The sequence below is a fragment of the Pseudomonas sp. RIT411 genome (genome assembly GCF_003057735.2).
GTDB lineage: Bacteria > Pseudomonadota > Gammaproteobacteria > Pseudomonadales > Pseudomonadaceae > Chryseomonas > Chryseomonas oryzihabitans.
In genome coordinates this window covers 333,064-346,942 of record NZ_QBIZ02000001.1, presented here as the reverse complement: position 1 = coordinate 346,942, position 13,879 = coordinate 333,064, and the positions used below count along the sequence as shown (strand labels likewise).

The window sequence follows — 13,879 nt, the reverse complement described above, 5'->3', positions numbered from 1 at the left end:
CGAAGACTCAGGCCGGCTCGACGCCGGATTTGCGCGCGGCCGCCTTGGGCAGCAGGCCGTCGGCGCGGAACATCTGCTTGATGCCGCGCACCGCCTGGCGGATGCGGTCCTGGTTCTCGATCAGGGCGAAGCGCACATGATCGTCGCCATAGTCACCGAAGCCCAGTCCCGGCGAGACGCAGACCTTGGCCTCGGCCAGCAGCTTCTTGGCGAATTCCAGCGAACCCAGGTGGGCATAGGGCTCGGGAATCTTGGCCCAGACGTACATCGATGCCTTGGGGTTCTCCACCATCCAGCCGGCTTCGTGCAGGCCGCGCACCAGCACGTCGCGGCGCTGCTGGTATTGCTGGGCGATGTCGCGCACGCACTGCTGGTCGCCTTCCAGGGCGGCGATGGCCGCCACCTGCAGCGGGGTGAAGGTGCCGTAGTCGTGATAGCTCTTGATCCGCGCCAGGGCGGCGACCAGCTCGGGATTGCCGACCATGAAGCCGATCCGCCAGCCGGCCATGTTGTAGCTCTTGGATAGGGTGAAGAATTCCACCGCGATGTCCTTGGCGCCGGGCACCTGCATGATGGAGGGCGCCTGCCAGCCGTCGAAGACGATGTCGGCATAGGCTAGGTCGTGCACCACCAACACGTTGTAGCGCTTGGCCAGTTCCACCACGCGCTCGAAGAAATCCAGCTCCACGCACTGGGCGGTGGGGTTGGAGGGGAAGCCGAGGATCATCATCTTCGGCTTGGGAATGCTTTCGCGGATGGCCCGCTCCAGTTCGGCGAAGAAGTCCATGCCCTGCACCAGGGGTACCGAGCGCACCTGGGCGCCGGCGATCACCGCGCCGTAGATGTGGATCGGATAACTCGGATTGGGCACCAGCACGGTGTCGCCGGCATCCAGGGTGGCCAGCATCAGGTGCGCCAGGCCTTCCTTGGAGCCGATGGTGACGATGGCTTCGCTGTCGGCATCGATCTCCACCTGGTAGCGATCGCGGTACCAGTGGGAGATGGCGCGTCTCAGGCGCGGAATGCCCTTGGAGCTGGAGTAGCCGTGGGTGTCTTCGCGCTGGGCGACCTGGCAGAGCTTCTCGACGATGTGCGGCGGAGTCGCCCCGTCGGGATTGCCCATGGACAGGTCGATGATGTCCTCACCGCGACGGCGCGCGGCCATCTTGAGTTCGGCGGTGATGTTGAAGACGTAGGGGGGCAGGCGATCGATGCGCGCAAAGCGGCGCACGGGACTGGAATCAGTCATGCGTTCCTCGAAGTACGTAAGCGCCCGGAACCGTCCGAGCGACGTGGGTCACAGGAGGTGACCTGCAGCGGACAGTAGCCGCAGGTCGCTGCGCTTGTCGAGGAAAAAATCAGCGGGGCGCCGCCGGCGAGGCGCTCCGGTGCGGATCAGAGCGCGTGACCGGCCTGCAGCGCCGCCACTTCCAGTCGCGCCTGCTGGCGCGCCTTGTCCTGGTGCTGCTGAATCATGCCGGGGATGAGGAAGGCATCGATCAGGCACCAGATCCCCAGGATGATCCAGGGAATGAAGAAGGTGACCCAGCCGAGCAGCGAGAGCACCAGCATGATGGCGGCGGTACCGGTGCGGCCGAGGTAGAAGCGATGACCGCCGAGCATGCCGAGAAAGAACCAGATCAGGTAGGCGGCGCCGGTGGATTTGCGCGCGTTGGCGACCTTTTGTTCGACCAGCATTTCGGCTTGCAATGAGCTCATGACAGACGTCCTTTTCGAGGGTGAATATCCAGGGGGCGCGGATAGTGCCACACAAAGCGGAGCCAGACCATTTCCCGTGGCAGGCTCCTGGCGCCGGTTCAGCCGAGCAATTCGCTCATGGCGATGATCTGGTCGGCCACCTGGATCAGCTTCTGCTGCTTGCTCATGGCCTGGCGGCGCATCAGGGTATAGGCCTCGTCTTCGCTGCAGCCCCGCATCTTCATCAGCAGCCCCTTGGCCTGGTCGACCTTCTTGCGCTCCAACAGCTGCTGCTCGCGGGCCTGGAGTTCGGCGCGCAGGGCCTGGTCGGTCTCGAAACGGGCGCGGGCCACATCGATGATGGCCTGTAGGCGACTGGTCTGGATGCCTTCGACGATATAGGCGCTGACGCCGGACTGGATGGCCCGGCGCATCACCGCCGGGTCGTGCTCGTCGGTGAACATGACGATGGGGCGCGGCCGGTCGCGGGTGACCAGGCAGACCTGTTCCATGACGTCGCGCCCGGGTGACTGGGTGTCGAACAGGATGACGTCCGGCCGCAGGGCCTCGATGCGCGCGGGCAGGTCGATGGTCAGGCCGGATTCCTCGATGACCTCGAAACCGGCTTCGATCAGCGCGGCCTTGAGACGGCCGACCTGCTTGGGGGTGTCGTCGATGAGCAGGATGCGCAAGGTCGTTCTCCCTAGCAGTCGCTGAGCGCGTGGATGGCGAAGCTGCGGGCATACCCGGCCGGGTCGCTGCCGTCCCAGGTGCGACCGTCGAACAGGGTGCTGCTGCGCCGGGTCGGCGGTACCGCCAGCCCCAGGTCGGTGGCGGCCTGCCGGTACAACTCGGTGCACTGCACGGCCTCGGCGATGGCCAGGTAGTCCGGCTCCTCGCGCAACAGGCCCCAGCGGCGGAACTGGGTCAGAAACCAGAGGCCATCGGAGAGATAGGGTGGATTGACCGCGCCCTGGCGATGGAAGGCCAGGGGGTGCTGGTCTTCCCAGTGGCCATCGAGGCCGTCCTCGTAGTGACCGAGAAAGCGCTGGGTGAGCAGCGCCGCGTCGGTGTCCACGTAGTCGGCGCCACTGATCAGCTGGGCGGTGCCCAGGCGATTCTCGCGACTTTCCTCGATGAAGCGACTGGCGTCGAGCAGGGTGCGGATCAGCGCCCGCGCGGTATTGGGATAGCGCTCGGCGAAGTGGCCGGTGCAGGCCAGCACCTTTTCCGGGTGGTCCGGCCAGATCGCCTGGGTGGTGGTCAGGGTGAAGCCCTGGCCGCGCGCCACGGCGGCGGCGCCCCAGGGTTCGCCGACGCAGAAGCCGTCGACCCGGCCGGCGGCCAGGTGCTCGGGCATCTGCGGTGGCGGCACCAGCGCGGTGCGCACGTCCTGCAGGGGATGGATGCCCTGGGCCGCCAGCCAGTAGTAGAGCCAGAAGATATGGGTGCCGGTGGGAAAGGTGTGCGCCAGGGTCAGCGGTCTGGCGTCTGGCTGGCGGATCCGCTCCACCAGGGAGGCCGTGTCCCGGACGCCTTCCCGGGTGAGGCTACGCGCCAGATTGAGGCTCTGACCGTTCTGCGCCAGGCTCATGAGCACTGCCATCGGCGTGGCGGGCGCGCCGCCCAGGCCGAGATGGGCGCCATAGACCAGGCCGTAGAGGCAGTGCGCGGCGTCGAGCTGGCCGTTGAGCAGGTTGTCGCGCAGCGCCGACCAGGAGGGCTGGCGGTGCAGATTGAGCGTCAGGCCATGGGGTTCGCCAAAGCCCTGGGTCGCCGCCACGATCATCGAGGCGGCATCGCTCAGGGGCAGGAAGCCCAGGTTGAGCTCCGGCTTTTCCGGGGCATCCGAACCCGCGACCCAGAGGTGCGCGGCGTGGGGGGAAGGCTGGGCAGGCATGGTGTCTCCGGCAACTGACAAACGCCAGGGCGCCTCTCTGTGCACCGCTATGGGCGTCTCGACTAGGGCCTGCACCATTATGGTGACAGACGCGGCACCATCAACGGGCGCTTTCATTGCCAGGGCGCCTGCGGGACAGCGCCTTTGCAGCGGTCCGCGGCGCGGCGAACGAGGGCGACGCCGGCTGAGGTCTGGCAGAAACGGGGCAAAACCCGCGCCAAGTCGCGGGTTGCCGGCGGTGGGACTACTTCTGCGGAATCAGCAGCAGGCGGTCGCGCCCATAGACGCGCTCCAGATTCTGCGGCTGCAGCGGCAGGCTCTGGTAGTGCCCGTGGGTCCAGCCCTTGCCCGGGGTGCCGAGCTGGCTCGCCTGCAGCGGTTCGGCCAGGCCGAAGTCCACCACCAGGCGCAGCGCCGGCGCCAGCCAGACCCGGTCATTGCTGCCCCAGTGACTGGCGGTCAGGTCCAGGGTCGAGCCGTCGCCACCATAGGCGTTGCCATCCTGGCGGTGCAGGCGGCCCCATTGCCAGCTGGTGCGATCGCTACCCAGCCGGGTTTCGCAGGTGGCGACGGCCGCGGCCAGGGCGCGGGCGAAGATCGCCGGCTTGTCTTCGTGGGCGGCGGTGCTGACGTCATCCCAGTAGGGACTGTCGTCACGCGCCAGAAGATGATCGACGATGGCGTTGTAGCCGGTGTCGCTGAGGGTGGTGAAGGCCTGCCAGGCCGGACTCCTGGTGCCACCCAGCTCGTCGGCGAAGGTCTGTTCGGCCAGGGCCTGGAGAAAGGCTTCGTAGAGCGCCGCGTCACCGGAGCCGGCGGCCAGGCGGCCGTCGAAGCCCTGCAGACGCCGCAGGGCCTCTTCCGCCTGCGGGCGCTGGCCCGCCGAGAGGGCGGCGATGGCCTGGCGCAGCGGCGCGGCGAAGCCGGGGGAGTCGAGCTGGGTCTTGAGTTTGGCGGCCAGGGTGGTGGTCTGGTCCTGCTGCAGGGCCATGGCGTCGCGGCCATCGAGGCGCGCCGAGCGGCCGGCGAGTTGCGCCAGGCGCTCCTGACGCTCGGGGCCCGACCAGTTGCTGGACAGCTGCATGCCGTAGCCACGCGGTACCACGCGCTGGTTGGCGGCGCCCAGCCAGCCCTGGGCCGGATCCTGGTCATAGGGGTGCAGCATGGGATCGGCGTAGCCATCCCAGGCGTAGCGCTCGTCCCAGCCGGGCGAGGGCAGTAGACCCAGGCCGCTGCGGCGGTTGGGATAGCGCCCGGTCACCTGCCAGCCGATGTGCTCGGCATCGGCGAACACCAGATTCCAGTCGCTGGCGCGCAGGTCGCGAGCCAGTTCGAAGGCGCGCTCCACATCCTTGCCGCGGGAGAGGTCGAAAAGGGCGTCCAGGCTCTTGTCGGCTTCCAGGCGACTGCTGCGCAGGGCCAGGCCGTAGCCGTAGCCGTTGGCGTCCGGCGCCAGGGCCAGATTCAGCAGCGGACCGCGGGGACTGGTATAGAGGGTCTCGCGCCGCGGCTTTTCACCGCGGACGAAAAAGGTCTCCACCCGCTCGCCGGCCGGCTGCCACTGACCGCCGCTCTGCACCTGCAGGCGACCGCCCTGGCGTTGCAGGCGTTCGAGGTAGAGGTCCTGGCTGTCGCCCATCAGGGTCGCGGCGCCCCAGGCCAGTTTGCCGTTGTAGCCGTCGAGCAGCAGCGGCAGGCCGGGCAGGGTGGTACCCACGGCCTCGAAGCGTGGCGCCCTCAGGGTCACCAGGGTAAAGGGCGACCGGCCGACGGCACTGACCTTGTCCACCGCGAGCAGGCTGCGGCCGCTGCGGGTATGCCCCGGGGTGGCCGCCCAGGCTGTACCGGTAGGGCCGCCGAAGGGCGCCTGCTCCGCCAGTTGCCGCTGGACCTGCAGCAGGGCTTCGAGCCCTGGCAGCTGGCCGCGCAGATTCAGGCCGCGCAGCTTGGCGGTCTCCTCGTCCGGCAGGGGTTCGTCCGGGTAGGTGGGCAGGAGCCATGCCAGGCGCTCGGGACCGACCTGGGCGGCTAGGGCCAGCGCCGCGGTTTCCTTGCGCAGGTCCACCGCCTGGGCGAAGTTGAGCAGTTCGAAGAGCAGGGCGCTGTCTTCGGCTTTCCAGTATTCGGCGCGGTAGTCGTGGCCATCCAGCTGGACCCGTTCGCCAGCGCGATAGAGATAGGCGTTGACCCCCCGGGCATAGACCTCGAAGAAGGCCTTCATCCGTGGCGAGGCGTTGCCGTAGGCCACCTGGGCGGCCTTGCGCAGGTCCACCGCGCGCATGAACCTGTCGCTGTCCAGGCGGCTTTCGCCGTAGGCCTCGGCCAGCCGACCCTGGGCCAGCAGGCGCAGCTCGACCATCTGCGCCAGGCGTTCGCTGGCATGGACGTAGCCGAGGGCGAACAGGGCATCGTGAAAGGTGGTGGTCTCGATCAGCGGCTGGCCGTCGGCATTGCGGCGCACCGAGGCGGTCTGCGCCAGGCCGCGCAGCGGCAGGCTGCCCTTGAGTTGCGGCTGGCTGCGGGTCGGCTGCTCTTCGCCGAGGTACTGGCAGCCGGCGAGGGCGGTCAGCAGGCCGAGGGTAGCGAGACGCAGGGGCGCGCGCGGGCGAAACAGGAGAGGCGAGACCATGAACAGCGGACACTCCGGGCGGATGGATGCGAACGGGTGGCTACGTTAGCAGGGTCCGGCGGGGGAGCAAGCCTCGGGCGAGGGGTGGCGCCTGGGCGCTGCCGACAGGTCGTCGGCAAGGGTGCCTGGCGCGGCACCAGACCGCTCAGCGCAGCGCCATCCAGATCAGCAGCGCGGCCTGGAACAGGCAGAACACCGCCAGGCAGCCGATGGCGAAGCGCAGCGAGATGTCATCGCGGCGATAGAGGGCGATGCGGTCCTCCAGCTGGCGCAGACTGGCATCGCGCTCGTCGATCACCCGGTCGCACTGCTCCAGCAGGGTGGCACCGTCCAGCAGCGACAGCAGCTGCACCTTGTCGGCATTCCAGTCCTCGCGCAGCTGGCTGACCCGGGCGGCCCGGCAGAGCTGCTGACGCTCGTCATCCGCCGCCGTCTCGACGGTGAAGCCCTGGGCGCCGAGCACGTGGTCGCGGCGCTTGCGGCTGTCTTCGTCGAGGGCGTCGCGGCGCGCCAGGGGCAGGTCCTGCACCCGGTAGTGGCTCCAGCGCAGGCGTGCCCAGGCGGCCGCCCGCGCCAGTAGAAAGCGTCCCAGGCCGCGTTCTTCCGGCTCGATCTGCAGACCGCGCTCCGGGCCGAGGCGGATTTCGCCTTGGCGATGGTCGACCCAGACCTCCAGCACGTTCACCTCGCGGTGCAGCAGCTGACCGGGAATCTGCACCGTCAGCCGCAGCAGGCTTTCCTCGTCGCCATGGCGCTCGACCAGGCCGAGTTGCACGAAGCGCAGTGGGCGCGCGCCGACCCGGCGATCCGCCGGCTGCGGCATCAGCCGCAGCAGCTGAAAGCGCTCCGGCGGCAGGCTGGCCCAGGGGTGGGGCTCGTTGGGTGCGGCCTCGACGGCCGGTGATGCGTGATCGGGGGTGTCCACGGACGGGCTCCAGCGGGTGCGCCGCCTGGGCGCCTTTGCTGGCTTATCGGCCGGCGCGCGAGGAACCTGAGCGCGCGACGAAGGCGGTCACGCGCTCGACCAGCGCGCGGGCCAGGGGCAGGTTGGGATTGTCGTAGCTGGGCAGTTGCGCCTGGAAGTCCGCCGGGGTGATGCGCAGCATATGGTTCATGCCGGCAATGATGGCCAGTTCCGCATCCGGTTTGGCGCGCTGCAGGGCGCGGGCATCGTCGACCTCCACCTGGACGTCATGGGTACCCTGGACGATCAGCGCCGGCGCGTGGATGCCGGCGAAGGCCCTGGCCGGATCCTGGCGGAACAGCGAGATCAGATAGGGCTGGACGCTGGGGCGGAACAGCACCAGCAACTCCTTCGGCACCTCGGGCACCGGGGTGCCGCGCAGCAACTGGTCGATGATCCACTGGGCGCTGGCCAGGCCGACCGGCGACAGCTTGCCCGCCAACTGCTCGCGCAGCACCACGTCGATGGGCCGGCCGCTGCCGGCCAGGGTCACTACCCCGGCGACCGGCACCTGGTCGGCGGCCAGACTGGCGATCAGGGCGCCTTCGCTGTGGCCGAGCAGGATCACCGCGGAAAAGCGCGGATCGGCGCGCAGCAGCCGGATCCAGCCGACCAGGTCGTCGACATAGCGCTCCACGCTGAGGCGACTCTCGTCCGGCTCGGCGCTGCGACTCTCGGCCACGCCGCGCTTGTCGAAGCGCACGCTGGCGATCCGCTGCCGGCCCAGGGCCTCGGCCAGCCGCTGCAGGGCCGCGTTGCGCGCGCCGGGGGCGTTGCCGTTGCGATCGATGGGCCCCGAGCCGGAAACGAAGAGCACCACCGGTTGCGGCCTGTCGCTACGGGGCAGGATCAGACTGCCCTTGAGTACACCGCTGCCGGTTTCGAGCTGGAGGGGACGATAGAGCACGGGATCGGCCGCCGTGGCGAGGGCGGGCAGGGCGAGGCACAGCAGCAGGGAGAACAGCAGACGCATGGCGGGAAGGGCACCGGAGAGCTGGGGTGTGGGGGCCTATCCCGCACACAATCCGTGTAAAAGACCACGGCGCGTGTAAAATCGCCCATTCCCAATTTGAATCTATACCTTTCACCCGTAGCGCGGAGCCCTCGCATGTCCGGCAATACCCTCGGCACGCTGTTTACCGTCACCACCGCCGGCGAAAGCCATGGCCCGGCGCTGGTCGCCATCGTCGACGGTTGCCCACCCGGCCTGCCCCTGGACATCGCCGACCTGCAGCGTGACCTGGATCGGCGCAAGCCCGGCACCAGCCGCCACACCACCCAGCGTCAGGAAGCGGATGAAGTGGAGATCCTTTCCGGGGTCTTCGAGGGCGTGACCACCGGTACCCCCATCGGCCTGCTGATCCGCAACACCGACCAGAAGTCCAAGGATTACTCGGCGATCAAGGACCTGTTCCGCCCGGCCCATGCCGACTACGCCTACCACCACAAGTACGGCCTGCGCGACTACCGCGGCGGCGGTCGCAGCTCGGCGCGGGAGACCGCCATGCGCGTGGCGGCCGGCGCCATCGCCAAGAAGTACCTGGCCACCCAGGGCATCCGGGTGCGCGGCTACATGAGCCAGCTGGGCCCCATCGAGATCCCCTTCAAGACCTGGGACAGCGTGGAAGAGAACGCCTTCTTCAGCCCCGATCCGGACCGGGTTCCGGAGCTGGAGGCCTACATGGACCAGCTGCGCCGTGATCAGGACTCGGTGGGTGCGCGCATCACCGTGGTCGCCGACGGCGTGCCGCCGGGGCTGGGCGAGCCGATCTTCGATCGCCTCGACGCCGAACTGGCCTATGCGCTGATGAGCGTCAACGCGGTGAAGGGCGTCGAGATCGGTGCCGGTTTCGCCAGCGTCGCCCAGCGCGGCACCGAGCACCGGGACGAACTGACCCCGGAAGGCTTCCTGTCCAACAACGCCGGTGGCGTACTCGGCGGCATCTCCTCCGGCCAGCCCATCGTCGCCCACCTGGCGCTGAAGGCCACCTCCAGCATCACCACCCCGGGGCGTTCCATCGACGTACACGGCCAACCGGTGGATATCATCACCAAGGGTCGCCACGATCCCTGCGTGGGCATCCGCGCCACGCCCATCGCCGAGGCGATGATGGCCCTGGTGCTGATGGATCACCTCTTGCGTCACCGCGCCCAGAACGCCGAGGTGCGGGTGGGCACGCCCGTCCTACCGCAACTCTGATCAGCGGACGGACGATGCCGGTTCCCTATTGGCGGCTGTCGGGCTTCTATTTCGCCTACTTCGCGCTGCTGGGGGCCACGGCGCCCTACCTGGGGCTGTACTTCCACCACCTGGGCTTTTCCGGCACCGCCATCGGCCAACTGGTGGCCATCCCCATGTTGATGCGGGTGCTGGCGCCCAATCTCTGGGGCTGGCTGGCCGATCGCACCGGCCGCCGGCTGAGCATCGTCCGCCTGGGCGCCGCCTGCACCCTGCTGTGCTTTTCCGGCATCTACCTGGGCCAGGGCTTCGCCTGGCTGGCGCTGATCATGGCCGGACATGCCTTCTTCTGGCATGCGGTGCTGCCGCAGTTCGAAGCCATCACCCTGGCCCACCTGCGCGACCAGCCACAGCGCTATGGGCGTATCCGCCTCTGGGGCTCCATCGGCTTCATTGCCGCGGTGGCGGGACTCGGCTGGGCCTTCGAATACGTCAGTCTGGATCTCTACCCGGCCTATCTGCTGCTGGTGATGGCGATCATCCTGCTCGCCTCGCTGGCGGTGCCGGGGGTCAAGGTCGATCCGGGCCAGCGCCCCGAGGCGCCGGCCGAGCCCTTCCTGACCACCCTGCGCCAGCCACGGGTGCTGGCCTTCTTCCTCGCCGCGGCGCTGATGCAGCTGTCCCACGGTCCTTATTACACGGTCTTCACCCTGCACCTGGAAGACCTCGGCTATGGCCGCGGCGTCATCGGCCAGCTCTGGTCGCTGGGGGTGGTCGCCGAGGTGCTGATCTTCCTGGTGATGCCGCAGCTGCTGGCGCGGCTGGCGCTCAACACCCTGCTGGTAGCCGCCTTTCTCATCGCCGCCGGGCGCTGGTTGCTGCTGGGCGCCCTGGCCGATCACCTGGCGGTGCTGCTGTTCGCCCAGTTGCTGCATGCGGCCACCTTCGGCTGCTTCCATGCCGCCGCCATCCAGTTCGTCCAGTCCCATTTCGACCGCCGCCGCCAGGGCCAGGCCCAGTCGCTCTATGCCGCCCTGTCCGGGGCTGGCGGGGCGCTCGGCGCGCTGTATGCTGGCTATGCCTGGCAGGTGTCCGGTGCCCTTGCCGCCTTTGCCGGCGCCTCCCTGGCGGCGCTGGCCGGGGCCTTCCTCATCCTCTTGTCCGTTAGGTCCAGTACGAAAAGTGCCTGCGCTCGGTGATGCTTCGTTGAAAAACACTTCGGAATGCTCATTTACCTCTCGTAAACTCCGCTTCCTCAGCGTTTTTCGCCTCGCCTGACCGTCGCTCGGCGACTTTTCGTACAGAACCAAGGAGAACCCTCCATGATCCAGCAGCGTGAGCAACTGGCCCGGGAAATCATCGATGCCGGTCGCTTCCTCTATGGCCGCGGCTGGTCGCCGGCCACCAGCAGCAACTATTCGGTGCGGCTGTCCGACAGCCGCCTGTTGCTGACCGTGTCCGGCAAGCACAAGGGCCAGCTGGAGCTGGACGACATCCTCGCCACCGATCTCGATGGCACGCCGTTGGAGGCCAAGAAGCCGTCCGCGGAAACCGCGCTGCACACCCAGCTCTATCGCTGGCAGCCCGAGATCGGTGCCGTGCTGCACACCCATTCGGTGAACTCGACGGTGCTGTCGCGCCAGCTCGAAGGGGATCGCCTGCTGCTGGACGGCTACGAGCTGCAGAAGGCGCTGCACGGCGTCACCACCCACGAGGTGCGGGTGGAAATCCCGGTGTTCGACAACGACCAGGACATCCCGCGCCTGGCCGACAAGGTGCAGACCTGGCTGGACGTGCACCCCGACTGCGTGGGGTACCTGATCCGCGGACACGGCCTCTATACTTGGGGCCCGCGCATGGCCGATGCCCTGCGCCACGTGGAAGCCTTCGAATTCCTCTTCGAATGCGAACTCAAGACCCGGAGCCTGCGTCCATGAGCCGACTGACCGTCTACCACGATGCCGAACCGCGCCAGCCGCTGAAGGTGATCAGCGATGGCGAGCACATCGCCGCCACCCTGGCCGAGGTCGGGGTGCGTTTCGAGCGCTGGCAGGCCACCGCCCCGGTGGCACCCGGCGCCAGCCAGGATGAGGTGATCGCCGCCTATCGGCCGGAGATCGATCGCCTCATCCAGGAGCGCGGCTACCAGACCGTCGACGTCATCAGCATGCATCCCGAGCATCCGCAGAAGGAGGCGCTGCGCGCCAAGTTCCTCGAAGAGCACCGGCACAACGAGGACGAGGTGCGCTTCTTCGTCGCCGGGCAGGGGCTCTTCACCCTGCACATCTACGATCACGTCTACGCCGTGCTTTGCGAGAAGGACGACCTCATCTCGGTGCCGGCCGGCACCCCGCACTGGTTCGACATGAGCGAGTCGCCGTCCTTTGTCGCCATTCGCCTGTTCGACAATCCCGACGGCTGGGTGGCCCACTTCACGGGCGTCGACATCGCCCAGCGCTTCCCGCGCCTGGAGGTCGAGGCGTGACGATCAAGGCCATCCTCACCGATATCGAAGGCACCACCAGCGCCGTCAGCTTCGTCTTCGACGTGCTCTTTCCCTATGCCCGCGAGCACCTCCCGGCGCTGGTGCGCGCCCAGGCCGGGGAGCCGGCGGTGGCGGAGCAGCTCGACGCCGTGCGCGCCGAAGCCGGCGAGCTGGACGCCGACGTGGAGCGGGTGATCGCCATCCTCCTGGAATGGATCGCCACCGACCGCAAGGCCACCCCGCTCAAGGCCCTGCAGGGGAAGGTGTGGGAGCAGGGCTATCGCGCCGGCACCCTCAAGGGGCACGTCTATCCCGACGCGGTCCAGGCGCTGCGCCAGTGGCACGCGGCCGGGCTGCCGCTGTACGTCTATTCCTCGGGCTCGATACAGGCGCAGAAGCTGATCTTCGGCTGCTCGGAGCACGGCGATCTCACCCCTTTGTTTTCCGGGTATTTCGATACCCTGACCGGCGGCAAGCGCGAGGCCGCGTCCTATGCGCGCATCGCCTCGGCCACCACCCACGAGCCATCGGACCTGCTGTTTCTCTCCGACGTGGTGGAAGAGCTGGATGCCGCGCGCCAGGCGGGTCTGCCGACCTGTGGCCTGGTGCGTGCCGGTGGCCAGCTCGGCGATCATCCGTGCGTGGCGTCCTTCGCTGACATCGATCTCGCGGCCTTCAGCTGAAGCCCACGACCGGCGCCGCTGCCAAGCGAGCCGGCCGAACTCGACGCCGCTCTTGCCAGTCCCAATTGACGAGACCTGTGTCCTCGCAACGGGAGTCGCGACATGATCAATTCCACCATTGGCGGTGTACTGGGCTTCATCGTCTTCCTGCTCGACATCTGGGCCATCGTCAACGTCATCCGCAGTGACAGCACCAGCAACGCCAAGATCGGCTGGACCGTGCTCATCATCGTGCTGCCGGTGATCGGCCTGATCGCCTGGGCGGCCGCCGGCCCGCGCGGCAATCGCTCGGCCACCGCGCCCACCCACAAGGGTTAGCCAGCACAACACTGGAGCCTGTCACATCCAGCTCTTACAATGCCCGGCTTTTGGCCGGGCATTGCTCGTCTCGGCCTGCCACCTGCGGAGATCGACATGAGCGACTACCTGGAAACCCTCTACGACGGCTATGGCCAGCGCTTCACCGTCGAGCGCATGCTGCACGAGGTGCGCACCGAGCATCAGCACCTGGTGATCTTCCAGAACGCCGTGCTGGGCAAGGTCATGGCCCTGGATGGCGTGATCCAGACCACCGAGGCCGACGAATTCATCTATCACGAGATGCTCACCCACGTGCCCCTGCTGGCCCATCCGGCGCCCAAGCGGGTGCTCATCATCGGCGGCGGCGACGGCGGCATCCTGCGCGAAGTGGCCAAGCACCAGGGGGTCGAGCACATCACCATGGTCGAGATCGACGGTTCGGTGGTGGAGATGTGCAAGGAGCACTTCCCCGGCCATTCCGCGGGTGCCTTCGAGGATCCGCGGCTGAATCTGGTGATCGACGACGGCATGAACTTCGTCGCCAACACCACCGAGCGCTACGACGTCATCATCTCCGACTCGACCGATCCCATCGGCCCGGCCGAGGTGCTGTTCTCGGAAAACTTCTACCAGGCCTGCCATCGCTGCCTGAACGAGGGCGGCGTGATGGTGGCCCAGAACGGTACCCCCTTCCTGCAACTGGACGAGGTCAGGACCACTGCCGGCCGGATGTCCGGGCTGTTCGCCGACTGGCACTTTTATCTGTCAGCGGTGCCTACCTACATAGGGGGCGTCATGACCCTCGCCTGGGGCAGCAAGGACGTGACCTTGCGTCGGCAAGATGCCGAAACCCTGGCGCAGCGCTACAGTGATACAGGCATCCAGACCCGTTACTACACCCCGGAGCTGCATGCTGCTGCCTTTGCTCTACCTCGATACGTGCTGGAGGCCATCGGCAAGGCGTAAGCCCTGGCGGTCGCGGCACCGTTCGAGTTTTCAGCCGCGACTCGCCGGACGTCGGTAGCGACGCTTCGGCGAGAA

Annotated in this window: 14 protein-coding genes; 7 read left to right on the top strand and 7 right to left on the bottom strand. The window is 67.9% G+C overall.

Features of this window, described 5'->3' with window-relative positions; all coding sequences use genetic code 11:
- Positions 1-7 precede the first annotated feature (7 nt).
- The 7 genes from alaC to DBY63_RS01550 all read right to left on the bottom strand — a co-directional run bounded on the left by alaC (position 8) and on the right by DBY63_RS01550 (position 8,164).
- On the bottom strand, positions 8-1,249 hold the full coding sequence (gene alaC / locus DBY63_RS01580; protein WP_007159024.1) for an alanine transaminase: 1,242 nt from the start codon (positions 1,247-1,249) through the stop codon (positions 8-10).
- Positions 1,250-1,395: 146 nt separating this feature from the next.
- Positions 1,396-1,719: a TM2 domain-containing protein gene (locus DBY63_RS01575; protein ID WP_037006984.1), complete on the bottom strand. Its 324-nt coding sequence runs from the start codon at positions 1,717-1,719 to the stop codon at positions 1,396-1,398.
- 98 nt (positions 1,720-1,817) lie between these two features.
- On the bottom strand, positions 1,818-2,390 hold the full coding sequence (locus DBY63_RS01570; RefSeq protein ID WP_027599890.1) for an ANTAR domain-containing protein: 573 nt from the start codon (positions 2,388-2,390) through the stop codon (positions 1,818-1,820).
- A gap of 11 nt (positions 2,391-2,401) precedes the next feature.
- Positions 2,402-3,598, bottom strand: a complete 1,197-nt coding sequence (locus DBY63_RS01565) for a CmpA/NrtA family ABC transporter substrate-binding protein (RefSeq protein WP_108581113.1) — start codon at positions 3,596-3,598, stop codon at positions 2,402-2,404.
- A 244-nt stretch (positions 3,599-3,842) separates the two neighbouring features.
- Positions 3,843-6,227: a penicillin acylase family protein gene (locus tag DBY63_RS01560; protein ID WP_108581112.1), complete on the bottom strand. Its 2,385-nt coding sequence runs from the start codon at positions 6,225-6,227 to the stop codon at positions 3,843-3,845.
- Between the two features lie 145 nt (positions 6,228-6,372).
- Complete coding sequence (locus DBY63_RS01555) at positions 6,373-7,152, bottom strand: hypothetical protein (protein ID WP_007159020.1); 780 nt, start codon at positions 7,150-7,152, stop codon at positions 6,373-6,375.
- A gap of 43 nt (positions 7,153-7,195) precedes the next feature.
- Positions 7,196-8,164, bottom strand: coding sequence for an alpha/beta fold hydrolase (locus DBY63_RS01550; RefSeq protein WP_108581111.1), 969 nt, complete (start codon positions 8,162-8,164; stop codon positions 7,196-7,198).
- A 135-nt stretch (positions 8,165-8,299) separates the two neighbouring features.
- Here DBY63_RS01550 and aroC point away from each other — a divergent pair, with 135 nt between their 5' ends.
- The 7 genes from aroC to speE all read left to right on the top strand — a co-directional run bounded on the left by aroC (position 8,300) and on the right by speE (position 13,804).
- Positions 8,300-9,391, top strand: a complete 1,092-nt coding sequence (aroC, locus tag DBY63_RS01545) for a chorismate synthase (RefSeq protein WP_108581110.1) — start codon at positions 8,300-8,302, stop codon at positions 9,389-9,391.
- 14 nt (positions 9,392-9,405) lie between these two features.
- Complete coding sequence (locus DBY63_RS01540; protein WP_027599884.1) at positions 9,406-10,569, top strand: MFS transporter; 1,164 nt, start codon at positions 9,406-9,408, stop codon at positions 10,567-10,569.
- Positions 10,570-10,692: 123 nt separating this feature from the next.
- On the top strand, positions 10,693-11,307 hold the full coding sequence (locus DBY63_RS01535) for a methylthioribulose 1-phosphate dehydratase (protein WP_027601863.1): 615 nt from the start codon (positions 10,693-10,695) through the stop codon (positions 11,305-11,307).
- Entirely contained in the window at positions 11,304-11,855 is a 552-nt protein-coding gene (locus tag DBY63_RS01530; protein WP_108581109.1) for an acireductone dioxygenase, read from the top strand. The genes DBY63_RS01535 and DBY63_RS01530 overlap by 4 nt, the downstream gene beginning before the upstream one ends.
- A complete protein-coding gene (mtnC, locus tag DBY63_RS01525; protein WP_108581108.1) occupies positions 11,852-12,538 on the top strand; it encodes an acireductone synthase in 687 nt (228 codons plus the stop codon). The genes DBY63_RS01530 and mtnC overlap by 4 nt, the downstream gene beginning before the upstream one ends.
- Before the next feature lie 102 nt (positions 12,539-12,640).
- Entirely contained in the window at positions 12,641-12,856 is a 216-nt protein-coding gene (locus tag DBY63_RS01520) for a PLD nuclease N-terminal domain-containing protein (protein ID WP_007159012.1), read from the top strand.
- A gap of 96 nt (positions 12,857-12,952) precedes the next feature.
- A complete protein-coding gene (gene speE, locus DBY63_RS01515) occupies positions 12,953-13,804 on the top strand; it encodes a polyamine aminopropyltransferase (RefSeq protein WP_027599880.1) in 852 nt (283 codons plus the stop codon).
- Positions 13,805-13,879: the final 75 nt, after the last annotated feature.